General features: G+C 63.8%; 23 protein-coding genes. 8 read left to right on the top strand and 15 right to left on the bottom strand.

From position 1 onward, the window contains the following. Nucleotides 1-79: 79 nt before the first annotated feature. Complete coding sequence (locus ACFPTO_RS22000; RefSeq protein ID WP_377714702.1) at nt 80-571, bottom strand: aminoacyl-tRNA deacylase; 492 nt, start codon at nt 569-571, stop codon at nt 80-82. A 39-nt stretch (nt 572-610) separates the two neighbouring features. Between ACFPTO_RS22000 and ACFPTO_RS21995 the strand changes: the two genes are divergently transcribed. Continuing rightward, a complete protein-coding gene (locus ACFPTO_RS21995) occupies nt 611-886 on the top strand; it encodes a hypothetical protein (protein ID WP_377714700.1) in 276 nt (91 codons plus the stop codon). On the opposite strand, the gene ACFPTO_RS21990 is transcribed toward ACFPTO_RS21995, so the two are convergent. From ACFPTO_RS21990 to ACFPTO_RS21940, 11 genes are all read right to left on the bottom strand, one after another. Beyond that, the gene (locus ACFPTO_RS21990; protein ID WP_377714698.1) at nt 862-2,166 is read right to left on the bottom strand and encodes an NAD(P)/FAD-dependent oxidoreductase; all 1,305 of its coding nucleotides are present in this window, start codon (nt 2,164-2,166) and stop codon (nt 862-864) included. The two genes, ACFPTO_RS21995 and ACFPTO_RS21990, sit on opposite strands and share 25 nt — an antisense overlap. Further along, entirely contained in the window at nt 2,166-3,458 is a 1,293-nt protein-coding gene (locus ACFPTO_RS21985) for an NAD(P)/FAD-dependent oxidoreductase (protein WP_377714696.1), read from the bottom strand. The genes ACFPTO_RS21990 and ACFPTO_RS21985 overlap by 1 nt, the downstream gene beginning before the upstream one ends. Nucleotides 3,459-3,519: 61 nt before the next feature. After that, nucleotides 3,520-5,136, bottom strand: coding sequence for a DUF3138 family protein (locus tag ACFPTO_RS21980; protein WP_377714694.1), 1,617 nt, complete (start codon nt 5,134-5,136; stop codon nt 3,520-3,522). A gap of 182 nt (nt 5,137-5,318) precedes the next feature. Further along, nucleotides 5,319-6,230, bottom strand: coding sequence for an ABC transporter permease subunit (locus ACFPTO_RS21975; RefSeq protein WP_377714692.1), 912 nt, complete (start codon nt 6,228-6,230; stop codon nt 5,319-5,321). Then, nucleotides 6,227-7,213: an ABC transporter permease subunit gene (locus ACFPTO_RS21970; RefSeq protein WP_377714690.1), complete on the bottom strand. Its 987-nt coding sequence runs from the start codon at nt 7,211-7,213 to the stop codon at nt 6,227-6,229. Before ACFPTO_RS21970 ends, ACFPTO_RS21975 begins: the two co-directional genes overlap by 4 nt. Before the next feature lie 13 nt (nt 7,214-7,226). Beyond that, nucleotides 7,227-8,381 (bottom strand): ABC transporter ATP-binding protein, encoded by a 1,155-nt coding sequence (locus tag ACFPTO_RS21965; protein WP_377714688.1) that lies wholly within the window; start codon nt 8,379-8,381, stop codon nt 7,227-7,229. A gap of 235 nt (nt 8,382-8,616) precedes the next feature. After that, the gene (locus ACFPTO_RS21960; protein WP_377714686.1) at nt 8,617-9,738 is read right to left on the bottom strand and encodes a polyamine ABC transporter substrate-binding protein; all 1,122 of its coding nucleotides are present in this window, start codon (nt 9,736-9,738) and stop codon (nt 8,617-8,619) included. A gap of 77 nt (nt 9,739-9,815) precedes the next feature. Next, nucleotides 9,816-11,249: an aspartate aminotransferase family protein gene (locus ACFPTO_RS21955; RefSeq protein ID WP_377714684.1), complete on the bottom strand. Its 1,434-nt coding sequence runs from the start codon at nt 11,247-11,249 to the stop codon at nt 9,816-9,818. A gap of 17 nt (nt 11,250-11,266) precedes the next feature. Further along, nucleotides 11,267-12,601 carry a glutamine synthetase family protein gene (locus tag ACFPTO_RS21950; protein ID WP_296659562.1) on the bottom strand — a complete coding sequence of 445 codons (1,335 nt, stop codon included), beginning with the start codon at nt 12,599-12,601 and terminating at the stop codon, nt 11,267-11,269. 31 nt (nt 12,602-12,632) lie between these two features. Continuing rightward, complete coding sequence (locus ACFPTO_RS21945; protein WP_377714682.1) at nt 12,633-13,442, bottom strand: gamma-glutamyl-gamma-aminobutyrate hydrolase family protein; 810 nt, start codon at nt 13,440-13,442, stop codon at nt 12,633-12,635. Nucleotides 13,443-13,736: 294 nt separating this feature from the next. Beyond that, nucleotides 13,737-13,961 carry a hypothetical protein gene (locus tag ACFPTO_RS21940; protein WP_377714722.1) on the bottom strand — a complete coding sequence of 75 codons (225 nt, stop codon included), beginning with the start codon at nt 13,959-13,961 and terminating at the stop codon, nt 13,737-13,739. A gap of 417 nt (nt 13,962-14,378) precedes the next feature. On the opposite strand from ACFPTO_RS21940, the gene ACFPTO_RS21935 reads away from it, so the two are divergent. From ACFPTO_RS21935 to ACFPTO_RS21920, 4 genes are all read left to right on the top strand, one after another. Continuing rightward, a complete protein-coding gene (locus tag ACFPTO_RS21935) occupies nt 14,379-14,948 on the top strand; it encodes a cupin domain-containing protein (protein WP_377714680.1) in 570 nt (189 codons plus the stop codon). Nucleotides 14,949-15,022: 74 nt separating this feature from the next. Beyond that, nucleotides 15,023-16,513 carry an aldehyde dehydrogenase gene (locus ACFPTO_RS21930; protein ID WP_377714679.1) on the top strand — a complete coding sequence of 497 codons (1,491 nt, stop codon included), beginning with the start codon at nt 15,023-15,025 and terminating at the stop codon, nt 16,511-16,513. 149 nt (nt 16,514-16,662) lie between these two features. Further along, nucleotides 16,663-17,625, top strand: a complete 963-nt coding sequence (gene speB, locus ACFPTO_RS21925; protein WP_377714677.1) for an agmatinase — start codon at nt 16,663-16,665, stop codon at nt 17,623-17,625. A 144-nt stretch (nt 17,626-17,769) separates the two neighbouring features. Further along, nucleotides 17,770-17,973 (top strand): glycine zipper 2TM domain-containing protein, encoded by a 204-nt coding sequence (locus ACFPTO_RS21920; RefSeq protein ID WP_377714675.1) that lies wholly within the window; start codon nt 17,770-17,772, stop codon nt 17,971-17,973. A 98-nt stretch (nt 17,974-18,071) separates the two neighbouring features. Here ACFPTO_RS21920 and ACFPTO_RS21915 read toward each other — a convergent pair whose 3' ends face one another. From ACFPTO_RS21915 to ACFPTO_RS21905, 3 genes are all read right to left on the bottom strand, one after another. Continuing rightward, on the bottom strand, nt 18,072-18,917 hold the full coding sequence (locus ACFPTO_RS21915; RefSeq protein WP_296659538.1) for a carbohydrate ABC transporter permease: 846 nt from the start codon (nt 18,915-18,917) through the stop codon (nt 18,072-18,074). After that, nucleotides 18,914-19,822, bottom strand: a complete 909-nt coding sequence (locus ACFPTO_RS21910; RefSeq protein WP_377714672.1) for a carbohydrate ABC transporter permease — start codon at nt 19,820-19,822, stop codon at nt 18,914-18,916. The genes ACFPTO_RS21915 and ACFPTO_RS21910 overlap by 4 nt, the downstream gene beginning before the upstream one ends. 219 nt (nt 19,823-20,041) lie before the next feature. Continuing rightward, nucleotides 20,042-21,274 (bottom strand): ABC transporter substrate-binding protein, encoded by a 1,233-nt coding sequence (locus ACFPTO_RS21905; RefSeq protein ID WP_377714670.1) that lies wholly within the window; start codon nt 21,272-21,274, stop codon nt 20,042-20,044. Nucleotides 21,275-21,566: 292 nt separating this feature from the next. On the opposite strand from ACFPTO_RS21905, the gene ACFPTO_RS21900 reads away from it, so the two are divergent. The 3 genes from ACFPTO_RS21900 (at nt 21,567) to ACFPTO_RS21890 (ending at nt 24,424) form a co-directional block, all read left to right on the top strand. After that, nucleotides 21,567-22,340: an SDR family oxidoreductase gene (locus ACFPTO_RS21900; protein WP_377714668.1), complete on the top strand. Its 774-nt coding sequence runs from the start codon at nt 21,567-21,569 to the stop codon at nt 22,338-22,340. Between the two features lie 74 nt (nt 22,341-22,414). Then, on the top strand, nt 22,415-23,482 hold the full coding sequence (locus tag ACFPTO_RS21895) for an ABC transporter ATP-binding protein (RefSeq protein WP_377714666.1): 1,068 nt from the start codon (nt 22,415-22,417) through the stop codon (nt 23,480-23,482). 69 nt (nt 23,483-23,551) lie between these two features. After that, the gene (locus ACFPTO_RS21890; RefSeq protein ID WP_377714664.1) at nt 23,552-24,424 is read left to right on the top strand and encodes a MurR/RpiR family transcriptional regulator; all 873 of its coding nucleotides are present in this window, start codon (nt 23,552-23,554) and stop codon (nt 24,422-24,424) included. The last annotated feature ends 30 nt before the right edge of the window (nt 24,425-24,454 follow it).

Genomic DNA, 24,454 nt, shown 5'->3' with positions numbered 1-24,454 from the left:
CGTCGCGGAGGGCCGTAGGCGCCCCATAGGAGCCATTCGGCCCAACAACATCGGGATATTTTGGCCCGCAGGCCCCGCCTCACGCCCGGCCGCCCACCCCTCGCATCCGCCGTGCGAAATGCGCGCGCTCCGCGTCGTCCATCAGCGTGAGGAACTGATCGGCTTCCATATGAATCAGTTCTTCGTGATCACCCGCTTCGAAGTAGACGTCCGGCTGCCCAGCCAGGCTCGATTCCAGGTAGGTCTTCATGCCATACGCCATACAAATCGGCGGCAGCGCTCCCGCATCGCAGTCCTTGAACAATTCGCGCATTACGGCTTCCGGGGCCAGGACGAGTTGGCGCCCGGTCTTGCTCCAGAGTTCGGAGAGCTGCACGGCGTAAGTCGATGGCAGCACGGCGGCCACATAGCCGTGTTCGTCTTCGAGGAGCACGGTCTTGGCGAGGCGGTCACCGGGAATGTGCGCCGCAGCAGCCGTTTCGATACTCGAGTGGCTGTACGGGTGACGCACGACTTCGTAACGGGAACCCTTGCTATGCAGGCACTCCTGCAAGGTTGGCGACATCGACATGGCACACCTCCTGTCGAATACCTGAAAAGGAACGAACGCTTGCAACGCTTCCAGAATAATTCACGCAGCGGCACTACGCAGGCCCGCATTCGCATTTTTGCGGCGCAGAAGAAGCTCGTCAGTATCAACCGCGAAATGCGGATACCCGGTAAATCCACTAGCCGATCACCGCGTCAGTCAATCTGGGGCGGCGCATTGAAGTGGTGCGTCGCGTCAATTACGGTCGTCGCCGCCATGTGGTGTCCCACGCAGACGCTTGATTTCCCGCCAGTGCCGCACGACGCACAACATCAAAGCATCTCCATCACCCGGTGATACAGCATGCCGATTTCGAGCGCGGGCCGCCGCCATGCAGGACCGCCGGGAAAACGCGCATGCCGCAGCCTTGCGAAAAGATCGAACGCAGCGCTTTCGCCCGCGATGGCCTGAGCAACGGAGCGGCCCGCAATGCCGGTCAGCGCGACGCCATGGCCCGAAAAGCCCTGCACGTAGTAATAGTTCGGATCGATTGCGCCGAAATCCGGCGCGCGGTTGCGCGTGACGTCGACGAAGCCGCCCCACGCGTAGTCCACGCGTGTGCCCGCAAGCTGCGGGAACACATCGACCATGCGTTTTTTCATCGCCTCGGTTAGCTCCGCAGGCGCGGCGCCCGCCGAATTCGCCCGGCCGCCGAACAGCAGACGGTCGTCGGCGCTCAGGCGGAAGTAATCGAGGAAGAAATTGTTGTCGCAGATGGCCGCGCGACCGGGAATCAGCGCGTCGGCGCGTGCGCGGCCGAGCGGTTCGGTCGCGATGATGTACGACGCAATGGGCGCGATGCGCGCGGCGATGTTCTCGGGCAGCAAGCCGCCGGGCACGGCATTGCAGCACGCCACGACGAAGCGGCAGCGCACTTCGCCGCGCGCGGTCTTCACGACCGGACGCACGCCGCGCACGACCTTCAGCGCGCGCGAATGCGCGAAGAGTTGCGCGCCTTCGCGGCGCGCGGCGTCGGCGAGACCGAGGCAATATTTGAGCGGATGCAGATGGCCGGAGACCGGATCGAACACGCCTGCGAGATAACGCTCCGACGCGACACGCGCGCGCGTCGCATCGGTATCGAGCCATTCGAGCCGGTCATAGCCCCAGCGCGTGCGCGCGGCGTCCATCCATGCGTGCAGATCGGGCACGCGTTTGGCCTTCGTCGCGACGGTAACGTAGCCCGCCGTGAAATCGCAGTCGATGCCGTAGTGTTCGATACGCTCGCGCACGAGGCCGATGCCCTCCACCGAGAGCGCCCATGCGGCGCGCACGCCCTGCGCGCCGAGTTGCTTTTCGAGCACTTCGTCCTTTGCGAAGCCGACGAGCGTCTGCCCGCCATTGCGTCCCGATGCGCCCCAGCCGGGCCGGTGCGCGTCGAGCACGATCGCCGACAAGCCGCGTGCGCGGCATTCGAGTGCGACCGACAAACCGGCAAAGCCCGCGCCGATCACACAGACATCGGCGTCGAGCGTGCCTTCGAGCACGGGGTCGTCGTTGGCGGGGCGCGTGACCGAAGCTTCGTAATACGAGTTGCGGCCGAGGGCGTGAGCGTGGGCGTCGAGGCGTGCAGTCATCAGAGCAGATCCTTCATTCGACACCAGGCCATGGCGAGTACGAGGGCAGGGGTGCGCAGCGCCGCACCGCCGGGGAAATCGCGGTGACGGATCTTGCCGAACAGATCGAAGCGCGCGGCCTGGCCGTCGATGGCCTCGGCGATCAGCTTGCCGGCGAGCCCTGTCGTGTTCACGCCGTGCCCCGAAAAACCCTGGGCGAAATAGACGGTCGGCTTGAGCCGGCCAAAATGCGGTGCGCGACTCATTGTGATGTCGACGTAACCGCCCCACGCGTAATCGACTTTCACATCGGCGAGTTGCGGGAAAGTCTTCAGCATGTCGCGCCGCATGGCTTCGCCGAGATTGGGCGGCGCGAACGTCGAGTAACTCACCTTGCCGCCCCAGAGGAGACGCGTGTCGGGTGCGGGCCGGAAGTAGTCGAGCACGAAGCGGCTGTCGCAAACGGCCGCTTGCGCGGGCATGAGCGCGGCCATGCGTTCCTTGCCGAGCGGCCCGGTTGCAATGACGTAGGTGCCGACCGGCATGATCTTGCGCGAGAGCTCGGGCGCGAGCGCACCGAGGTACGTGTTGCATGCGAGCACAACGAACTTCGCGCGCACCTTGCCGCGCGCGGTCTCGACGACATGGCCGCCGTTCTCGTCGCGAAGGCGCGTCACGGCGCTGTCCTCGAACACGCGCACGCCGGCTTCCACGGCGGCGCGTGCGAGGCCCAGCGCGTAGTTGAGCGGGTGCAGGTGGCCGCTATCGGGATCGTAGAGACCGCCCGGATAGCGCGACGACTGGGCGTACTGGCCGACACCATCTGCATCGACATAGCGGAACCGGTCGTAGCCGAAGCGCGTGGCGGCTTCGTCGCGCCAGCGCTTGAGGGCATCGACGTCGCGCGGCTTGTTGGCGGCGGTGAAATAACCTTGCGTGAGCGCGCAATCGATATTGTGCTTCGCCACGCGCGACTTCACGATGTCGAGCGTTTCAAGGCCCATGGCCCAGATCCGCCGGATTTCGTCCTCGGACATGAAGGCCGCGAACGTGTCGATGTCGCAGGCGAAGCCGCCGATCAGCTGTCCGCCGTTGCGCCCGCTCGCGGCCCAGCCGACCTTCGACGCCTCGACGAGTGCCACGCGATAGCCGCGTTCGGCGAGATTGAGCGCCGCCGAAACGCCGGTGAGTCCGGCGCCGATCACGCAGACATCGGCATCGATCGTGCCTTCCAGAACGGGATGGCGGGTGGCGTCGTTGGCGGTGGCGGCGTACCAGGATTCGGCGTGAGGCTGATTGGCGAATTCGAGCATGGGTGAATGTCCAGATGAAAAGCGGACGGCGCGGCACAAGCCGCCGTCCGCCCCGGCCTCGTCAGAACGAGTAGATGAGCTGCGTGCCGATCAGGTCGTTGTTCTTGCTGTACGACCCGTCGCTGCGCAGGAACACCCGCTGCGTGGCCCAGTCGTGGCGATACTCGACCTTGACCGTGATCTGCTGGGTCGGGAAGAACAGCAGATCGAGCGCGACGTCCTGGCGCGTTGCGCCCTTGCACTCCAGACCGGCTCCACCGTTGTTCACGGAGTTCACGAGGCAGTCCGCACCGACGCCGAAGCCGTTGTTCACGTCCATGCCGTTCGAATTGAGCACGATCCCGCCACCGCCGCCGCCGTTCTTGCTGTTGGCGAGCAGGTCGTAGCGTACGGTCGCACCCATGCGGCCCAACCCCGGCATGCTGAACTTGCGATGCGCGAGCAGCGAGAAACCGTACCACTGCGCGTTGCCGCCGTTGAACGCCGCGTGCTGCTGCTGGCCGTAGTCGAGTTCGGCGTTGTACTGCAGATCCGCGAGCGTGTAGGTCGCATCCAGTTCGCCGAAGAAGAAGTAGCCGCCCGAAGTCGTTGCGTTCGCACCCGGACCAAAGCCCTGGTTGCCCGTGAACGGATTGGTGCCGACTCCCAGCGTCTGGCGTCCGATATTGAAAGAACCGCCGATATCCAGCGCGCTGGACCAGGTGTAGTCGGCACGCGCGGTGAATGTCGGGATTCTGTTGCTCCTCGTGATCGGGTCCTGGGTGAGCGGGAAGGGCAGCGAATTCGTGCCGGTCTGCGTGACTGCACCATTCGTGCGGTACTGCTCATTGGCGATCATGAACTTCCACGCCCAGTTGCTGCCGCTCGGCGTCCAGTTCCAGCCCACGCCTACGTAGCTGCCCGGATCCGAGAAATCGTAGAGCAGGTTGTGCGTGAGGGTCAGCATCAGGTTGGACTGCTGCACCTCGTAGCCGCCGAAGCTCGGCATCAGGCCCGCGACGAAGGTCCCGGTCGCCGTCACCGGCACGGTGATGACGGCCGTGTTCAGGATGTTGCCGGTGATGTTGCCGCGCTGGTCGGTCAGCAGCGTGATGCCGTTGCCGCGGCTCGGCATGAGCGTGATTTCGGCGGACGGCGCCATCGGCCCGACACCGAAGGTCTTCTTGATGTCGAGGTAGACGTCGCCGAACGTGCTGTTGAAGTAGTTGTACTCGGGCGAGCGGTTTGCGAACAGGAACGACGACGTGCCCGGCGCGCGGTTATAGATATACGTCGGGTCGATATAGCCCGTGACCGACAGCCCCGCGAGCGGCCCGGTGTTTGCCGCATCGCTCAGCGAATCCACCTTCAGTTGCTGGTTGGCGATCTGCTGCTTCATCGCTTCGACTTCGTCGTTGGTCAGACGCGCCGGGGCCTTGCCGTAGTCGGGTGACGACACATCCACCACCGGCGCGGGCGCCGCTGCGACGGCCGGGGCTGCACCAGCGGTCGTCGCGGTCGTGGTCTTCGAGGCCTTTGCGTTTTTCGAAGCGGCCAGTTCGGACTTGAGCGATTTCACCTCTTTTTGCAGGGCGTTCAACTGCGCCTGCAGGGCCTTGAGCTGGTCGCTGGTCGCGTCTGCCATGGCCAGACCCGGCAGGGCGCCGGCCACGAGCAAACAGATTAACTTCTTCCTCATCAGGATTCTCCTTGTGGGTCGTTTTTTTGCAAAGACTTCGGCGTTTAGCCTGGATACCCCGTCGATGTGCGGCTCGTCCCCACGAGCCGCACATCAATCCGCACGGTTGCCGCGCTCTCGCTTCGCGTCGTGCTTCAGGTTGTATTTCTGGCGTTGCTCCCCGGATGTTTTATGTGTGCCGCTCAAGCCGTACGGCGGCCAATCGGCTGGCCCACGGCGCCCGTGGGCGCCGCGGGCTTCGGGCCTTCCGCGGGATCCGGCTGCACGAAGGCCATCTGCATGTCGCGCAGGCGCTTTTTCTCGCGGGCCATCATCAACTGATTCACGACGATCACCCCGATCGTCACGGCGGTAATGAAGAGCGTGGCGAGCGCGTTCATCTCAGGATTGAGGCCAAGGCGCACGCGCGAGAACACGACGAGCGGCAGCGTGGTCGACCCGGGTCCCGAGAGGAACGCGGAGAGCACGAGGTCGTCGATGGAGAGCGTGAACGAGAGCAGCCAGCCCGAAAGCAGGGCCTGCGAGATGAGCGGCAGCGTGATGACGAAGAACACCTTGAGCGGCGTCGCGCCGAGGTCGAGCGCGGCCTCTTCGAGAGAGCGATTCATCTCTTTCACGCGCGACTGCACGATGATGGCGACGTACGAGACGCAGAGCATCACGTGGCCGATCCAGATCGTCAGGATGCCGCGGCCTCTCGGCCAGCCGAGCATCTGTTCGAGCGCAACGAACAGCAGCAGGAGCGAGATGCCCTGGATCACTTCGGGAATCACGAGCGGCGCGTTGATCATGCCCGTGTAGAGCGTGAAGCCCTTGAAGCGGCCCATGCGCGCGAGCACATAACCCGCCCAGGTGCCGATCGCAACCGAAGCGAATGCGGTCATCAGGCCGATCTTCAGCGAAAGCCATGCGGCGCTCAGCAGTTCTTCGTCGCGCAGCAGCGCGCTGTACCACTTCAGCGAGAACCCCGACCAGACGGTCACGAGCTTCGACTCGTTGAACGAGTAGACGACGAGGCTGATGATCGGGATGTAGAGAAACAGGAAACCGGCTGCGAGCACGCTTGCCGAGAGGGCGCGGTTGGGCTTGATCATTTGGCTTCCTCCAGTTCCTTGACCTGGTAATACTGAAAGACCGCCATCGGCACGAGCAGCAGCACCACCATCGCAACGGTCACTGCGGACGCCATCGGCCAGTCCATGTTGTTGAAGAACTCGTCCCACATGACGCGGCCGATCATCAGCGTGTCGGCGCCGCCGAGCAGTTCGGGAATCACGTACTCGCCCACTGCCGGGATGAACACGAGCAGGCTGCCCGCGATGATCCCGTTCTTCGAAAGCGGCAGCGTGATCTGCGTGAACGCGACCCACGGCTTCGCGCCGAGGTCGTAGGCGGCCTCGAGCAGCGTGAGGTCCATCTTGACGAGGTGCGCGTAGAGCGGCATGACCATGAACGGCAGATACGAATACACCATGCCGATATAAACGCCCGCGTCGCTGTGATAGAGGCGCAGCGGCGAGTGAATCAGGCCGATGGCCATGAGCGCGTGATTGAGCAGGCCGTCATCCTTGAGAATGCCGATCCACGCATACACGCGGATCAGGAACGACGTCCAGAACGGCAGCATCACGCCCATCATCAGCAGGTTGCGCGTGGCCGGATTCGAGCGCGCGATGTAATACGCGATCGGATAGCCGATCAACAGGCAGAAGATGGTTGAGACCGCAGCCATCTTGAGCGAGCTGATGTAAGTGGCGATGTACAGATCGTCTTGCAGCAGGAACGCGTAATGCGAGAGCTGCATCGCGAAGTGCACGACGCCGTCTTTGATCTCGATGAGGTTCGTGTAGGGCGGAATGCCCATGATCTGGTCGGCGAAGCTGATCTTCAGCACCAGCACGAAAGGCAGGGCGAAGAAGAGCGTCAGCCACAGGAACGGGATGCCGATCACGGCGGTGCGGCCCGAAGGCACAAAGCGCGAGAAAAAGCGTGAGAGAAAGCGCACGGGTGCCGGGCGCTGCGTGCCGCTGCGCCCGGCCGTGGCCTGCGCGTTGGCATTGGGAAGAGACGTACTCATGTGGGGATCCTCCTCATTGCGTGAGCACAACGCCGCTGGCCGGCGACCAGGACACGTAGACGTCGTCGTTCCAGACGGGCGCATCGTCGCTCGTGAGGTGCGAACTGGAGAGGTTCGAGACGACCACCTTGCCGCCCGGCAGGCGCACGTGATAGAGCGAGTAGCTGCCCATGTAGGCGACGTTCGTGACGACGCCGCGCGCCCAGTTGTGCTGCGAGGCGGGCTTTTCGCGCGTGACGCGCACGCGCTCGGGGCGCACGGAGATGCCCACGGGCATGCCGAGCGGGCCGGTGATGCCGTGGCTCACGTACATGCGCGTTTCCAGATCCTCGCTTTCGACGAAGATGTGATCGGGTTCGTCCTCGACCACGTTGCCTTCGAAGAGGTTGGTCGAGCCGATGAACTCGGCGGAAAAGCGGCTGTTGGGGAATTCGTAGACCTGGCTCGGCGAGCCGATCTGCACGATGCGGCCTTCGCTCATGACGGCGAGCCGGTTGGCCATCGTCATTGCTTCTTCCTGGTCGTGCGTGACCATCACACAGGTGACGCCGACCTTCTCGATGATGTTCGCGAGTTCGAGCTGGGTCTTCTGGCGAATCTTCTTGTCGAGCGCCGACATCGGCTCGTCGAGCAGCAGCAGCTTCGGACGCTTCACGAGCGAGCGCGCAAGCGCCACGCGCTGCTGCTGGCCGCCGGAGAGCTGATGCGGCTTGCGCCTGGCATACCGGCTCATCTGCACGAGATTCAACGCATCGGCCACGCGCTCGCGGATCTCGTTCTTCGGCACGCCTTCCTGCTTGAGGCCGAATGCGACGTTCGATTCGACGCTCATGTGCGGAAAGAGCGCATACGACTGGAACATCATGTTGACGGGGCGACGATACGGCGGCAGCGTCGCGAGGTCTTCGCCGTCGACGAAGATGCGGCCCGACGTGGCGGTTTCGAGCCCGGCGAGCATGCGCAGTAGCGTGGACTTGCCGCAGCCCGAGCTGCCGAGCAACGCGAAGAGTTCGTTCTTCGCGATGTTCAGACTGACATGATCCACGGCGGTGCTGTCGCCGAATTTCTTGACGACGTTTTCGATTCGCACGAAGGCGTCGTTGGGGGTAACCGCGGCGCCCGATGCACGCGCGGCCGTATTGGCGTTGACTGTTGACGTCGAATTCATGATGTAACCTTGTAGTTCCTTTCTGATCGCAGGCGCGAGCGGTCCCGCACGGGGCGCATGACGCGACTCGCGGATATCGGTACTGCGAACGAGGCTCGGGGGATGCCGTGCGCGCCGTCACGGAATACGGCGCGGCACAACCGGACTTCAGACTTCGGGCTTCAGGCGGAGAGGGGTCGAGCGATCCCTCTTCCGCAGTGTCTCCTTCATGTTTTCTTCAGGGGCTTTCAGGGCATCAGTGGCCCGTCTTGAGCTGCGCCCAGAGACGGTTTTCCAGACGCAGGATGTCGGCCGGCATCGGCTTCATCAGCGTCATCTTCTTCAGGACATCTTCCGGCGGATACACCGTCGTGTCCTGCACGACCGCAGGCGTCACGAACGGGTGAGCGGCCTTGTTCGCGGTCGGATAGAACACTTCGTTCGTGATCTGCGAATTGACCCTCGCATCTTCGATGTAGTTGATCCACTTCATCGCGGCCTCGGGGTGCGGCGCATCCTTCGGCACGACCATCACGTCGAACCACAGCAGACCGCCTTCCTTCGGATTCGAGAACTTGAGGTGATACGAACGCTTGGCTTCCTCAGCACGGCGGTGCGCGATGCCGACGTCGCCCGACCAGGCCACCGCGACGCAGACGTCGTTGTTGACGAGGTCGTTGATGTAGCCCGACGAGTTGAACTGGGTGATGTACGGGCGGACTTTCTTCAGCACTTCAAAGGCGGCCTGATAATCGGCGGGATTCGTGCTGTTCGGATCCTTGTGCATGTACTGCAGCGTGGCCGCGAACACGTCCACGGCCTGGTCGAGGAACGATACGCCGCAGCCCTTGAGCTTCGAGAGATATTGCGGATCGAACACGAGCGCCCAGCTGTCCACCGGCGCGTTGTCGCCGAGCGCCTTCTTGACGGCCTCGACGTTGTAGCCGATGCCGTCGGTGCCGAAGGCCCAGGGCACGCCGTACTGGTTGCCCGGATCGGCGTCCGCGATCATGTGCATGAGCACCGGATCGAGGTTCGCGAGGTTCGGGATCTTCGACTTGTCGAGCTTCTGGTACACGCCGGCCTGAATCTGCTTGGCCATGTAGTTCGATGTCGGCACAACGATGTCGTAGCCCGAGCTGCCTGCGAGCAGCTTGGCCTGCAGCGTGTCGTCGCTGTCGTAGTTGTCGTACTTCACCTTGATTCCGCTTTGCTTTTCAAAGCCCGGAATCGTGTCCTTCGCAATGTAGTCGGACCAGTTATAGACGTTCAATACGTCGTCCGCTGCGCGCGCCGGCTGGCTCGATGTAGCCGTGAGACCCGCGCACAGAGCGAGGGCGGCAACCGCGACCGCATGACGAAGATGACTAACACTCATTTTGTTATCCCCTGAAGTGAAGGTCGACCGGCGGCGCCTGCGCCCCGTGGCGCGCCGCCGGTCAAAGACAAGTGACGTTACATAAGTCCCAGTTGGTGCGCGGTTGCGTCGATGGCGGCCTTCGCCTTCGACACGATTTCATCGATCTCGGCGCGCGTGATCACGAGCGGCGGCGAGAGCAGCATGCGGTCGCCGGTGGCGCGCATGATCAGGTTGCCGTTGAAGCAGAAGTCGCGGCACAGCGTGCCCACGTCGCCGCCGTTGGCGAAGCGTTTGCGCGACTTCGGGTCTTGAGCGAGCTGGATCCCGGCGACGAGGCCGACACCCGAGATGTCGCCGACGATCGGATGCTTGCCGAGCGCCTCGCGCAGACGTTGCTGGAAGTACGGGCCGGTATCCGACTTCACGCGCGTGACGATGCCGTCGTCGCGCAGCAGCTTGAGATTCGCGACGGCGACGGCTGCGGCCACCGGGTGGCCCGAGTACGTGAGGCCGTGGTTGAAGTCGCCGTTCTCGATGATCGCCTTCGCGACGCGGTCGTGCAGACCCACCGCGCCCATCGGCACATAGCCGCTCGTGAGGCCCTTGGCCATCGTGATCAGGTCCGGCTCGAAACCGAAGTGCTGATGCGCGAACCATTCGCCCGTGCGGCCGAAGCCGCCGATCACTTCGTCGGCGCACAGCAAAATGTCGTACTTGCGGCAGATGCGCTGGATTTCCGGCCAGTAGGTCGCTGGCGGGAAGATCACGCCGCCCGCGCCCTGGAACGGCTCGCCGATGAATGCGGCGACATTCTCCGCGCCCACTTCGAGGATCTTCGCTTCGAGCTGCTGCGCGCGTGCGAGACCGAACTCTTCCGGTGTCATGTCGCCCTGGGCCTCGCCGAAGAAATACGGCTGGTCGATATGAACGATGTTCTCGACCTTCGAGGGCATCTGATCGTGCATGTAGCCCATGCCGCCGAGCGTGCCGCCCGCGATGGTCGAACCGTGATAGCCGTTCTTGCGCGAGATGACGACCTTCTTCGACGGCTTGCCCTGCGTGAGCCAGTATTGATGCACGATGCGCAGCACCGTGTCGTTGCCTTCGGAGCCGCTGTTGCAATAGAAGAAGTGATTGAACGGCTCGGGCGACAGTTCGGCGAGCAGCGCCGAAAGTTCGATGACCGGCGGGTGCGTCGTCTTGAAGAAGGTGTTGTAGTACGGCAGTTCCTGCATCTGGCGGTAGGCGGCGTCGGCCAGTTCCTTGCGGCCGTAGCCCACGTTCACGCACCACAGACCGGCCATGCCGTCGATGATCTTGTTGCCTTCCGAGTCCCACAGATACACGCCCTTCGCTTTCACGATCACGCGGCTGCCGTGCGCGTTCAGCGCGCCCATGTCCGAGAACGGATGGATGTGATGCGCGGCGTCGAGAGCGCGGTACTCGCTCGTGGAGCGCGCGGCCTGCGCGTGCAGCATCGTCGGGGCGGGTTGGATGGCGCTTGCGGGCGCATCGATTCGGTAGCTCATTGTTTGTCTCCTTGCAGTTACACGTGCAGCAGCAGATGTTTGCGTTCCCACGAGCTGATCACGCGGAAATACGCTTCATATTCGGTTTCCTTCAGCGCCAGATAGGCGCGCACGAATTTCTCGCCGAGGATGTCTTTCAGCGGTTCGCATGCGCTCATCAGCGTGAGGCCCTCTTCGAGATTGCGCGGAAGCTGGTACGGCAGTGCATAGCCGTCGCTCACGAGCGGTTCGGTCGGCTTCAGATGCTGCGTGAGGCCGAGGTAGCCCGCGGCGAGCGTTGCGGCAATCGCGAGGTACGGGTTCGTATCCACGCCCGGAATGCGGTTCTCGACGCGGCGCGCGGCGGGCGACGAGTACGGCACACGAAAGCCCACGGTGCGGTTGTCGTAGCCCCATGCAACGTTGATCGGCGCGGCCATGAAGCGCGACAGGCGGCGGTACGAATTGATGTACGGCGCGAAGATCGGCATCAGCGCGGGCGTGTATTTCTGCAGGCCCGCGATGTACGCGTAGAACATGTCGGTGGGCTTGCCGTCTTGACCTGTGAAGAGGTTCTGGCCGCTTTCGGCGCTCACGAGGCTCTGGTGCACGTGCATGGCCGAGCCCGGCTCGTTCTCCATTGGTTTCGCCATGAAGGTGGCGTACATGTGGTGACGCAGCGCCGCTTCGCGCACCGTGCGCTTGAACAGGAACACGCGGTCGGCCAGATTGAGCGGATCGCCGTGCAGGAAGTTGATTTCCATCTGCGCGGCGCCGACTTCGTGAATCAGCGTGTCGACTTCGAGATCCTGGATATCGCAGTACTCGTAGATGTCTTCGAAGAGCGGATCGAACTCGTTGACGGCCTCGATCGAATAAGCCTGGCGGCCCGTTTCCGGACGTCCCGTACGGCCGATGGGCGGCGCGAGCGGGATATCCGGGTCCTTGTTCATGTCGACGAGGTAGAACTCCAGCTCCGGCGCGATAACAGGCTTCCAGCCTTTCGCCGCATAGAGTTCGAGCACGCGGCGCAGCACGCGGCGCGGCGAGATTTCGACGGGTGTGCCGTCGAAGTGGACGCAATCGTGAATCACCTGCGCGGTGGGATCGACGGCCCACGGAATGATGCGGATCGTCGAGGAGTCGGGCACGCAGACCATGTCCGGGTCGGTGACGCCGGTGAGGCTGCCGTCTTCCGGATAGTCGCCGGTCACGGTCTGGATCATGACGGCTTGCGGCAGCCGCATGGATTCGCCGGATTCGAACTTGCTGCGCGGAATGATCTTGCCGCGCGCAATACCTGCCATATCGGGGATGATGGCTTCGATTTCGGTGATGTGATGCTTTTTCAGAAACTCGTCGATCTCTTGCATGATTGTTCTCTCTATCGGGTACGGGCTGGCTTCAGGCGTGGGCGGTGCGAGGCGCTTCAGCGCCAGGCCTGGCAGCCCCGCCCGGTATTCGGGCCAGCATGCGTGCGCGGCAGGCTTCGCCGAACGCACGGAATAACGCGGTGGACAGGGCGTTTTGCGCGTGCTTCCACTCGGGGTGCCACTGCACGCCCAGTGCGAAAGTGCGCGCATTGGCGACGCTCACGGCCTCGATGAGTCCGTCCGGCGCATGGGCTTCGGCCACGAGCCCGGCGCCCATCCGGTCGATTCCTTGCCCATGCAACGAGTTCACGCGTGCCTCGCGTGCGCCATGCGCGATACGTTGCAGCAGGCCGCCGTCGACGAGCGCGATCTGATGCGCCGGGCCATATTGCTCATCGAGCGAATTGGCCTTGTTTTCGCGGTGATCGTCGAAGCCCTTCACGGCGTGAACGTGTTGATGCAGCGTGCCGCCGTACACGACGTTCATTTCCTGAAAGCCGCGGCAGATCGCGAGGACCGGCACGCCGGCCTCGATTGCGGCGCGCATGAGCGGCAGCGTGGTTGCATCGCGGTGCGGGTCGTGCAGCGTGCCCGGTTCGCTCCGCGCACCGCCGTAATGATGCGGTTCGACGTTCGAGTAGCTGCCCGTGAAGAGCAGCCCGTCGACGGCGTCGAGCAGATCGGCCGTGGCCTGATGCGTGCCGAGTGCGGGCACCACGAGCGCGAGTGCGCCCGCGCCGTCCACGGCGGCGGTGATGTACTTCTCGCCGGTGACGTGCGACGCATGTGCGCCTGTCATGGTTCGATCGGCAGTGACGCCGACCAGAGGTTTAGTTCGCATGGCTAAAGTTCTGCTTCCTTGGTCTGCCGCTATGCGCAATTCATGAATTGCGGGAAATGCAGCGGGTGTGACATGACCTTGCAGCCCCGCAAGAAACGAGGCCGCAAACCTGAATTGCGCCGGGCGCCCTGCTAACGCATGGCACTGCGCGTGGAGATCATGTAGGCGGTTCGTTTCCTGCCGATGTGCGGTGCAACCGTGGTTGGACGCGCGCAGTCATTTCGCACGGGCGAGGCGACGGACCTCACGGGCGAAAGACGACAGAAACGGCGAACAGCGCAGGAAGGAGAGGCGCTAGGGCAGCAGCGACGCGACTTCGTCCGTATGGACGGCGATGAACGCGCGCGCGGAGATGGCGTTACGGCGCCGGACCGACCGGCGCGAAAGTATCGTGATGGCGGATAAAAGCAGGCGAGAGGCAAGCCTGCCGCTAATGCCATCGGCGATGGCGGCACAGTCGCTGCGAAGACACCTCGCAGGACTTTGATGCCATCGGACCAGAGGGCCACGGACTCTCACAATTGCACTCGACTGGGTGACGTTGAACATGGGTTCATTCCCGCTGCGAACGCGCATACGGCCAACGTTGCATCAACCGGAACGCGGCCGTCTTCCGAAGTCCTTCGCATCGCTATTCACATGCGGCACTGCAGCGTAGCAGAGGGAACTTCATCATGACCGACCTGTGATTCAGGATATACGAGCCAAAATAGGCGTCAATTATTTTTTAACGTTTTTGGGGTCAGCACTTTCCCGAATTTCGGCCGGAACGGGCTTGCGCGGGGGACGTATGGCCCGATTTTGCGGCGACGCCTGCGGCGACGCCCGTCATACACGGGTTTCTACTGACTGAAAAAAACCCCAACTGATTAGAATATTCAACACGTCCGCTGGGTCTCACGCGCGTGCGCGCGCTTTCGTCTACGGTTCTTGAACGTGTCCGAATCTGTTTCGTCATCCACTGAAGTCGCTGTCCGGTTGCGCTACGTGCGCAAGCGGTACGGCCTGTCTCAGCGCGAGCTCGCAAAGCGCGCGGGCGTCACCAATGGTGCGATCTCGCTGATCGAGCAAAGCCGGGTCAGCCCGTCGGTCGGGTCGCTCAAGAAGCTGCTCGAATGCATTCCCATGAGTCTCGCGGAATTCTTCACCTTCGACCTGAGCGAAGGCAGCAGCGTGGTGTCGCGGCGCGACGAGATGCCGAATCTCGGCACGGCGTCCATCGAGTTTTATCTCGCGGGTGCGAACGTAAAAGACCGCAACATGGGCATCCTGCGCGAGGTGTATCAGCCGCTCGCGGATACCGGCGCCGAAATGCTGACCCATGCGGGCCATGAAGGCGGCGTCGTGGTGTCCGGCCAGCTCGAACTGAGTGTGGACGGCACGACCTGGCTGCTCGACCCCGGAGACAGCTACTACTTCGAGAGCCGCCTGCCGCACCGTTTTCGCAATCCCAGCGCGAACGATATCTGCGAAGTGGTGTCGGCAAATTCGCCGCCCACTTTCTGATCGCGCGAACCCACGGCCGTCAGCCGCGCTGTACGCGGCACGCACGGTAAATCGCACAACATTGAGGCATCCTGATGGAAAAGAAAACACTCGCTTACTGGCAGGACAAGGCTGCAACCCTGTCGATCGAAGGCCGCGCATTTATCGACGGCGCATATCGCGACGCTTACTCGGGCCGTACCTTCGACTGCGTGAGCCCGATCGATGCGCGCGTGCTCACGAGCGTCGCGGATTGCGGCGCCGCCGATGTGGATGCAGCCGTTGCCGCCGCGCGCCGCGCGTTCGACGCGCAGGTGTGGGCGGGCCTGAATCCGCGTGCGCGCAAGGCGGTCCTGCTGCGCTGGGCCGCGCTCATGCGCGAGCATCGCGACGAACTCGCGCTGCTCGAAACGCTCGACGCGGGCAAACCCATTGGCGACACAACGACAGTCGACGTGCCGGGCGCGGCCTATTGCGTCCAATGGTTCGCGGAAGCAATCGACAAGATCGGCGGCGAAGTCGCGCCCGCCGACCACCATCTCGTGGGCCTCGTCACGCGCGAGCCGATTGGCGTGGTCGCGGCCGTCGTGCCCTGGAACTTCCCGATTCTGATGGCATCGTGGAAGTTCGGCCCGGCGCTCGCGGCGGGCAACAGCGTGGTGCTCAAGCCTTCGGAGAAGTCGCCGCTCACGGCCATTCGCGTCGCGCAGCTCGCGCACGAGGCGGGCATTCCGGCCGGTGTGTTCAACGTGCTGCCGGGCGGCGGAGAGCCGGGCAAGCTGCTCGCGCTGCATCGCGACGTGGACTGCCTCGCGTTCACGGGTTCGACCGGTGTGGGCAAGCAGATCATGCAGTACGCGGGCCAGTCGAATCTCAAACGCGTGTGGCTCGAACTCGGCGGCAAGTCGCCGAACATCGTGCTGCCCGACTGCCCGGACCTCGACCGCGCCGCGAATGCTGCGGCCAGCGCGATCTTCTACAACATGGGCGAAATGTGCACGGCCGGTTCGCGCCTGCTCGTGCATCGCGACATCAAGGACGTGTTTCTCGCGAAGCTCGTCGAGGCTGCGCGCCAATACGTGCCGGGCAATCCGCTCGACCCGAAGACGTCGATGGGCGCGATTGTCGACAAGATCCAGCTCGAGCGCGTGCTGAGCTATATCGAGGCAGGTCGCAAGGATTCGAAGCTGCTGCTGGGCGGTCAGCGCGTGAACGAGTCGAGCGGCGGTTTTTATATTCAGCCGACCGTGTTCGATACGCATCACGATTCGAAGATCGCGCGCGAAGAGATTTTCGGACCTGTGCTGTCGGTCATCACGTTCAGTACGATTGACGAAGCAGTCCGCGTCGCCAACGATACCGACTACGGCCTCGCCGCCGCGGTCTGGACGGCGAACCTCACGCACGCGCACGACATCGCGCGTCGTCTGCGCGCGGGCACTGTGTGGGTCAACTGCTACGACGAAGGGGGAGACATGAACTTCCCGTTCGGCGGTTTCAAGGAATCGGGCAACGGCCGCGACAAGTCGTTGCACGCACTGGAGAAGTACACCGAGCTGAAGTCCACGCTCGTGCGGCTGCGCTAAAGGATTCGCAAGCCAGCGCGGCGGCAGGCACGCCATACACGTAATGCACGCAAGGTATGTGATGCCTGCCGCCGCGTTCCCAATGAATCCGGCCGCCGCGGCGCACTTTTTCCGCTTCATGCGCTGCGGTCCTTTCAATCAGGTCTTGCATGACTGCCATCATCCATGGCGACGGCGCGATTCGCCGTCCATCGCTTTACGGCTCTTCCATCGAAAACACTTATAGCGGCGTGCTGTCGTTCATGCGACGCAACTACACGCGCGAACTCGACGGCGTCGATGTCGTCGTGTCGGGTGTGCCGCTCGATCTCGCTACAACGTTTCGCTCCGGCGCGCGGCTCGGACCCAGCGCGGTGCGCGCGGCCAGCGTGCAGCTCGCCGAGCTGGACCCGTACCCGTGGGGCTTCGACCCGTTCGAAACGCTCGCGGTAACCGACTACGGCGACTGCTGGTTCGACGCCCACAATCCACTGTCGATCAAGCCCGCCATCGTGGAGCACGCGCGCACGATCCTGCGCTCGAACGCGAAGATGCTCACGTTCGGCGGCGATCACTTCATCACGTATCCGCTTTTGATTGCGCACGCGGAAAAATACGGCAAGCCGCTTTCGCTGATTCACTTCGATGCGCACTGCGACACGTGGGCCGACGATTCGCCGGACAGCCTCAATCACGGCACGATGTTCTACAAGGCCGTGAAAGACGGGCTCATCGATCCGAAGACTTCGGTACAGGTGGGGATTCGCACGTGGAATGAGGACTTTCTCGGCATCAATATGCTTGACGCCGCGTGGGTCCACGAGCACGGTCCGGCAGCCGCGCGCCAGCGCATTCTGGATATCGTCGGCGAGCGGCCCGCGTATCTCACGTTCGATATCGACTGCCTCGATCCGGCCTTTGCGCCCGGCACGGGCACGCCGGTACCGGGCGGTCTTTCGTCGGCACAGGCGCTTGCGATCGTGCGCGGACTCGAAGCCGTGAATCTGATTGGCGCGGATGTGGTGGAAGTGGCGCCCGCCTACGACCACAGCGAAATTACCGCGATTGCGGCGGCGCACATTGCGTGCGACCTGCTGTGCCTGTGGCGGCAGCGCAAGGTTGCCGCGCGATAAACACGGTTAACGTTCGACGAGCGGTCCGAGATTGGCGCGCACGCGCTGCAGCATCCGGCTGAACTGTCCGGCTTCTTCAGAATTGAGCGTGCGTGGCACGCGGCTTGCGGCACCAAGGTCATGCCATCGAAAGGGGGGCAGACGATGAACTGGCTTCGAAGGCACGGCGCGGCACTGGGGTTCGCGATTTTCGCCGCGTTTCTCACCGTATCGGCCACCGGGGCGTGCACGCTGGGCGGCGCGGTCGCGGGCGGCTACGTCGGCAACCGGGTCACCAACGGCAGCGCGCTTGGCACGGTGGGCGGCGCAGTGGCGGGCGGGGTGATCGGTCACGAAATTGGCAGATGATGGCCACGGCGCAGTTGTGCCGTGGCGAACCGGGCGCGTGAAACGCCACGCAAGTGCGCCCGTTGCCGTTGTTGCTGCTGTTGTTGTCGCGGTTGTCGCTACTTGACCGCGCCGAGCGCGAGTCCTTTCACCATATACCGCTGCAGCCACGCGAACACCACCGAAACGGGCAGTGTCGCCGCGAGCGTGGCGGCCATCACGAGTTGCCATTCGACGGTGTACTTGCCCGCCACCATGTCGGTCACCTGCACCGTGAGCGTCTTGTTCTCGGGCGAGCGGATCAGCGTATAGACCACCGCGAATTCGTTCCACGCGCTGATGAACGTGAAGATCGCGGTGACCACCATGGCGGGCAAGGCGAGCGGCAGGAACACGCGAAACACCGCGCCTGTGCGGCTGCTGCCTTCAAGCCACGCCGATTCTTCGAGATCGCGCGGCACCGTCTGGAAGTACGACGAGAGCATCCACACGGCAAACGCGATGTTGAATGCCGCATACGAAACGATCACGCCGATCTTCGAATCGACGAGGTTGCCGTCGCCGAACGGAATCATCGCGGCGAGCCGGAACAGGCCCACCACCAGCAGGATCGGCGAAAGCATCTGCGTGACGAGCAGGAACTGCTTGTACAGGCCGCGCCCGCGGAACGGAAAGCGTGCGAGCGCGTAGGCGGCGGGCAGGCTCACGGCGAGCGCGAGCGACGTCGAGAGCACGCTCACGATGATGCTGTTGCGCAGCGCGACGCCGAAGTTCGCGGCTTCCCACATATCGACGTAGTTCTGCCAGCGCCAGTGCACCGGCAGCCAGCGCGCGGGAAACACGAACACTTCGGAGGCGGGCTTGAACGACGTGAAGAACATCACGGCGAACGGGAACAGCACGGCGACCACCAGCGGCGAGAGCGCGAGCCAGCAGAGCAGCGAGCGTTTGAGCTTGCGGTTCATGCGAGGTCTCCTTCCGTGCTGCTGCCGCGCATGGCTTGCAGGCGCAGATAGGCGATCGAGAATGCGAACAGGATCAGAAGCATGACGAGCGACACGGCCGCCGCTTCGCCGGGGCGTCCCAGGCGGAAGCCTATTTCGTAGAGGTAGGTGACGAGAATGTGCGTGCTGTCGTCGGGGCCGCCTTGCGTCATGACCCAGATGATCGGGAACGAGTTGAACACGTAGATCACGTTCAGCAGGATCGCCATGTTGATGAACGGCTTCAGCAGCGGCAGCGTGAGCTGGCGGAACTGCTGCCAGGCGCTTGCGCCGTCGATTCGCGCGGCTTCGTAGATGTCGCCCGGAACCGACGAAAGCCCGCCGAGCAGGATCGTCGTCGTGAACGGAATCGACACGAGTATGCCGACGGCAATCTCGACGGGGAACGCGTATTCCGGCGTGGCGAGCCAGTGAATCGGCCCCGAGATGAAGCCGAGACGCTGCAGTGTCACGTTGACCATGCCGTAGTCGTCGTTGAACGCCCAGCGCCACACCACGGCGGTCATCGTGAGCGAGACGGACCACGGCAGCATCACGATCGTGCGCGCGACCCCGCGTCCATAGAAGTCCTGGTTGAGGATGAGCGCGACCGGCACGGAAATCAGCACGGTGCCCGTGACCACGAAAAACGTCCAGACGAGCGTGTTGCGCAGCGCGCTCGTGAACACGGGATCGCCGAGCACGTTATAGAAGTTCTGCAGACCGCTGAAACCGCGGATCTGCCCGAAGCGCGACACCTCGTGCAGCGACTGATACACGATGTTGAAGATCGGGTAACTGATGATGAACAGCGCGAGCAACAGACTCGGCACGATCAGGAGCCAGGGCGCGCGGGGTACGACGACGGCACGGTTGGAGCGGCTCATGCGGATGGATTCGCGTGTACGTTCGGGGGCGCCGCCGGGTGCCGGACTGGCTGGCTGCGTTTGCCCGGTTTGTCTCAGGGGACCGGAAGTCATGTTGTTGCGCCGTGGTGACTACGTTGCTTCGATGTACGTTGCCTCGATGCTTCGGCTGAGCGTCGCGCATGCGAGCCATGCCCGTATACGCGACGCTCGGCGCCCGGCGCCAGAGGCAGGCGGTGCTTACTTGCCGAGCGACTTGTTCGCTTCGGTTGCGGCCTGGTTCAGCGCGTCGGCGGGCTTGGCCTTGCCGAGGTAGATCGACTGCATCGCGTTCGTCACGGCCTTCGCGGTGTCTTCCCAGCCCGTCACGGTCGGCGCGAAGCGTGCGTGCGGCAGGAGCGCGATGAACGCCTGCGTGTCCGCATCCTTGAACGCAGGGTCGGCCGCTTCGGCCTTCGTCGTCGGCAAGAAGCCTTCCGTGCTCGTGAATTCCACGCGCGGCGCCTTCGTGAACAGGAAGTCGAGGAACTTCCAGGCGCTCTTCTTCACCTTCGAGTTCTTGAACATCATGATCGAGTCGGTCACCGCATAGGTCGCGGGCGTCGTGGCGACCGGAATCGCGTCGATGCCGTAATGGATGTTCGGGGCTTCCTTCTTCAACTGCTTCGCGAGGAACGGCGCCGAGATCATCATCGCCACGCGGCCCTGCTTGAAGAGGTTCTGCACGTCTTCGCGGCTGTAGCCCGTCACGCCCGGCTGCGTGAGGCCCTGGTCGATCATCGACTTGTAGAGCGTCGCGGCCTTAACGCCGTCCGCCGAATTGAACGCCGCCTTGCCGTTCTTGCCCACTACTTCGCCGCCGTGGGTCCACAGCGCGTAGTAGAAGTACACGTCGGTTTCGATTTCCTTGCCTTGCAGACCGAAGCCGGCAATGCCCTTGGCCTTCAGCTTCTTCGACGCGTCCACCACATCGTTCCAGGTCTTCGGACCGTTCGGATAGCCCACCGAAGCGAGCATGTCCTTGTTGTAGTAAAGCGCGCGTGCCGAAGCGGCAATCGGCAGGCCATAGACCTTGCCGTTGATTTCACCCGGAGCGAGGAACGGGCCGATGAAGCGCGCCTTGAAATTCGCATCCATGTAGCCGTCGAGCGGTTCGGCGATGTCGTCCTTCACGAAGTCGAGCAACCAGCGCGTGCCGATGATCGCGAGGTCCGCGTTCGCGCCGCCAGAGATGTCCGTTTGCAGTTTCTGTTGCAGCGAGTCCCAGTTCACGTCTTCGATCTTGATCGTCGTGCCCGGATTGGCGGCTTCGAACTGCTTGGCCATTCTTTCGAAGTACGGCGCGGTGGCGTCGCTGTAGTGCGCGACGGTCACGCGAACGGTGTCGGCGTGCGCGGCGACCGCGATGCCCGCGAAGGCGAGTGCGACGGCAAGCTTGCCGAGCATGGTGGATGCACGTTGCTGAAACGACATTCTCTATCTCCTGTAGTGGTTATGCCCTGCTATGCTGCCGCCGTGGCCCCGGCGCCGGGTTGCGTTGTGTGAAAAAATCCTACAGGATGAAAAAAGCGTTGTCACCTGGTAAACGCGATATTGTTTTTCTCTCGTTGCATTGCCTAACATACTGTAAAACCGGGAGAAATCTTGCGGCGCAGCAGAAAACTCAGTGCGTGTTAACCCGGGCGCCGCAGCGCTGTTTTTAAGTGGTGTGTAGGAAATTTTCAGGTATGAGGGTGGGGTTGGCGAGCCTTCTGGAGAGTCGAACATGAGCCGGGTGGTACTGGTGACGGGCGCGAACGGCGGAATAGGCCGTGCGCTGTGCAAACAGTTTCTCGATGCGGGCGATACGGTTCTCGCGCTCGACCGCGATGAGGCGGGTGTGCAGTCGTTGCGTACGCAATGGGGTGCGCAACGGCTGGAGGCGCTCGTTGCCGACGTGAGCGACGCCGACGCGCTCGCCGCTGCTGTTTCAGCCGGAGTGGCCGCGCGCGGGCCCGTGGACGTCGTCGTGGCGAATGCGGGCGGCGCGCTCGGCACGACGCTCGCGCGCACCGACGCGGCGGGCTGGCGGCGCGACATCGACCTGAATCTCAACGGCACGTATTACACGGTCGAAACGGTGCGCCAGTCGATGATCGAGCGGCGGCGCGGCGCGATCGTGCTGGTCGGCTCCGTGAACGGACTCGCGGCGCTCGGGCATCCCGCCTATAGCGCGGCGAAGGCGGGGCTCGTGAGCTACACGAAGGCGCTGGCGATCGAGCTGGGGCAGTACGGCATCCGCGCGAATCTGGTGTGCCCGGGCACGGTGAAGACGCCCGCGTGGCAGGCGCGTGTCGCGCAGCATCCGCGGATCTTCGAGGAACTGAAGAAGTGGTATCCGCTCGGCGACGTGGCGGCGCCCGAGGACATCGCCGACGCGGTCCTGTTTCTCGCGTCGCCGCAGGCGCGCGTGATCACGGGCGTTGCGCTGCCGGTGGACGCGGGCCTGATGGCAGGCAACCGGATCATGGCAAACGAACTGACGCTCGACCCGCTCTGAAGCATCCGGATAACCGACCGGGCAACAATCGGCAGGACACACGCGCGCACGCGCAATCAGCGAACGAGGCAAGCATGGCAGCGGTACAACTGAACGGCATCTACAAGCGCTACGGCGAAACTCAGGTCGTGCACGGCGTCGACCTCGACATCGAGGACGGCGAGTTCGTCGTGCTGGTCGGCCCATCGGGTTGCGGCAAGACGACGCTCATGCGCATGATCGCCGGTCTCGAAGACATCAGCGGCGGCGATCTCACGATTGGCGGCACGCGCGCGAACGGCCTGCCGCCGCAGCAGCGCAATGTGTCGATGGTGTTCCAGAGCTACGCGCTCTATCCGCATCTTTCGGTGTACGACAACATCGCGTTCGGCCCGCGCATCCGCAAGGAACGCGAGGACACGTTCAAGCCGCGCATCGAGGCGGCCGCGAAGATGCTGAATTTGTCGGGCTATCTCGAACGCCTGCCGCGCGCGCTCTCGGGCGGCCAGCGTCAGCGCGTGGCGATGGGCCGCGCCGTGGTGCGCGAGCCCGCGTTGTTTCTCTTCGACGAGCCGCTTTCGAACCTCGACGCCAAGCTGCGCGTGCAGATGCGCACGGAAATCAAGGCGCTGCACCAGCGCCTGCGCAATACGGTCGTCTACGTGACGCACGATCAGATCGAGGCGATGACGATGGCCGACCGCATCGTCGTGATGAACGCGGGCCGCATCGAGCAGATCGGCCGCCCGCTCGATCTTTACGACCGGCCGGGCAACCTGTTCGTGGCGAGCTTCCTCGGCTCGCCTGCGATGAACTTCGCGCAGGGCAGGGTGGTGAGCGATGCGCGCGGCACGGCGCTCGTGCTCGAAGACGGCTTGCGCGTGCCGCTTCCCGAAGGCCGCGCGCAGCAAGGCGCGCGCGTGACGCTCGGGATCCGGCCGGAGCATATCGAGGCGGGCGGCGAGCTGCCATTCAACGTCGACGTGATCGAGCCGACTGGCGCGGAGACCCATATGTACGGGAAAATAGGCGGCTCAACCTGGTGCGTCACCACGCGCGCGCGGCCACAAGTCGAGCCGGGGCAGCGCATGACGCTCGGTCTGCCTCTCGCGCATCTGCATCTGTTCGACACCGAAAGCGGCAAGCGGCTCGATAGCGACTGAATTCGAAACCGAGTGTCGGGCACATCGGGGCACATCGGGGCTCTTCGGCCAATCCACGGGAAATCCAGCTTGCCGGTCTCCAATCTGATCCATCACATCCGCGATGTCGCCGAGTCGCTGCGGCCCGCCGAGCGCAAGGTCGCCGACATGGTGCTGGGCGACGTCGACTTCGCCATGCGCGCGAGCATCACCGAGCTTGCGCAGCGCGCGGACGTGTCCGAGCCTTCGGTGACGCGCTTTTGCCGGGCGGTGGGCGCGCACGGCCTGCGCGACTTCAAGATGCGGCTCGCGCAGAGCGCAGCGGGCGGTGTGCCCTATGCATCGACGTCGGGCGTGGAGAGCGGCGACGAGATCGGCACGCTGCTCGACAAGGTGACCGAATCGGTCGTGCAAGGTATCGCGCACGCGCGCGCGTCGCTCGATCCGGCCGTGTTCGCGGCTGCGGTGGCGGCGCTCGGCAGTGCAAGGCGCGTGTACTTCTTCGGCGTGGGTGCGGGCTCGGGACTGGTCGCGCAGGATGCGGCGCTGCGCATGCTGCGGCTCGACATCGCGGCGAGCGCGTTCACCGACGCGCACCTCCAGCGGCTCTACGCAGGGCTGCTCGAACCCGGCGACGTGGCGTTCGCGATTTCGCAGTCGGGGCGCAGCGTCGAGGTGAACGAGAGCATCCAGATTGCGAAGGAGCGCGGCGCGACCACCATCGCGCTCACGAATGCCGGTTCGCGGCTCGCGTGGGTGGCCGATATTCCGCTGCTGCTGCGCGTGCCCGCTGCGGCGGAGCCGCATGCGCCGGGTGTTTCGCGCATTGCGCATCTCGCGGTGATCGACGCGCTCGCGATTGCCGTGGCGCTCGGCCTCGGGCCGAAGACGCTCGAGAAAATGCGCGATGCGCAGGCGCGCAGCGACGGCGATGTCGCGAAAGCGCCTGAAAGTGACGGATAGCGGCGTATAGCGGCTATGCTGGCGATAGCG

This window comes from Paraburkholderia denitrificans, from assembly GCF_042655705.1.
GTDB classification, from domain to species: domain Bacteria; phylum Pseudomonadota; class Gammaproteobacteria; order Burkholderiales; family Burkholderiaceae; genus Paraburkholderia; species Paraburkholderia denitrificans.
Note: the sequence above shows the minus strand (reverse complement) of the source record. Positions and strands in the feature narration are given on the sequence as shown.

Excerpts from the sequence above, each read along its gene's own strand:
- ACFPTO_RS21980 (WP_377714694.1), bottom strand. The coding sequence starts at position 5,136 with ATGAGGAAGAAGTTAATCTGTTTGCTCGTGGCCGGCGCCCTGCCGGGT.
- ACFPTO_RS21900 (WP_377714668.1), top strand. The coding sequence starts at position 21,567 with ATGAGCCGGGTGGTACTGGTGACGGGCGCGAACGGCGGAATAGGCCGT.
- ACFPTO_RS21985 (WP_377714696.1), bottom strand. The coding sequence starts at position 3,458 with ATGCTCGAATTCGCCAATCAGCCTCACGCCGAATCCTGGTACGCCGCC.
- ACFPTO_RS21970 (WP_377714690.1), bottom strand. The coding sequence starts at position 7,213 with ATGAGTACGTCTCTTCCCAATGCCAACGCGCAGGCCACGGCCGGGCGC.
- ACFPTO_RS21915 (WP_296659538.1), bottom strand. The coding sequence starts at position 18,917 with ATGAACCGCAAGCTCAAACGCTCGCTGCTCTGCTGGCTCGCGCTCTCG.
- speB (WP_377714677.1), top strand. The coding sequence starts at position 16,663 with ATGACTGCCATCATCCATGGCGACGGCGCGATTCGCCGTCCATCGCTT.
- ACFPTO_RS21965 (WP_377714688.1), bottom strand. The coding sequence starts at position 8,381 with ATGAATTCGACGTCAACAGTCAACGCCAATACGGCCGCGCGTGCATCG.
- ACFPTO_RS21990 (WP_377714698.1), bottom strand. The coding sequence starts at position 2,166 with ATGACTGCACGCCTCGACGCCCACGCTCACGCCCTCGGCCGCAACTCG.
- ACFPTO_RS21930 (WP_377714679.1), top strand. The coding sequence starts at position 15,023 with ATGGAAAAGAAAACACTCGCTTACTGGCAGGACAAGGCTGCAACCCTG.
- ACFPTO_RS21920 (WP_377714675.1), top strand. The coding sequence starts at position 17,770 with ATGAACTGGCTTCGAAGGCACGGCGCGGCACTGGGGTTCGCGATTTTC.
- ACFPTO_RS22000 (WP_377714702.1), bottom strand. The coding sequence starts at position 571 with ATGTCGATGTCGCCAACCTTGCAGGAGTGCCTGCATAGCAAGGGTTCC.
- ACFPTO_RS21905 (WP_377714670.1), bottom strand. The coding sequence starts at position 21,274 with ATGTCGTTTCAGCAACGTGCATCCACCATGCTCGGCAAGCTTGCCGTC.
- ACFPTO_RS21895 (WP_377714666.1), top strand. The coding sequence starts at position 22,415 with ATGGCAGCGGTACAACTGAACGGCATCTACAAGCGCTACGGCGAAACT.
- ACFPTO_RS21975 (WP_377714692.1), bottom strand. The coding sequence starts at position 6,230 with ATGATCAAGCCCAACCGCGCCCTCTCGGCAAGCGTGCTCGCAGCCGGT.
- ACFPTO_RS21960 (WP_377714686.1), bottom strand. The coding sequence starts at position 9,738 with ATGAGTGTTAGTCATCTTCGTCATGCGGTCGCGGTTGCCGCCCTCGCT.
- ACFPTO_RS21945 (WP_377714682.1), bottom strand. The coding sequence starts at position 13,442 with ATGCGAACTAAACCTCTGGTCGGCGTCACTGCCGATCGAACCATGACA.
- ACFPTO_RS21910 (WP_377714672.1), bottom strand. The coding sequence starts at position 19,822 with ATGAGCCGCTCCAACCGTGCCGTCGTCGTACCCCGCGCGCCCTGGCTC.
- ACFPTO_RS21955 (WP_377714684.1), bottom strand. The coding sequence starts at position 11,249 with ATGAGCTACCGAATCGATGCGCCCGCAAGCGCCATCCAACCCGCCCCG.
- ACFPTO_RS21950 (WP_296659562.1), bottom strand. The coding sequence starts at position 12,601 with ATGCAAGAGATCGACGAGTTTCTGAAAAAGCATCACATCACCGAAATC.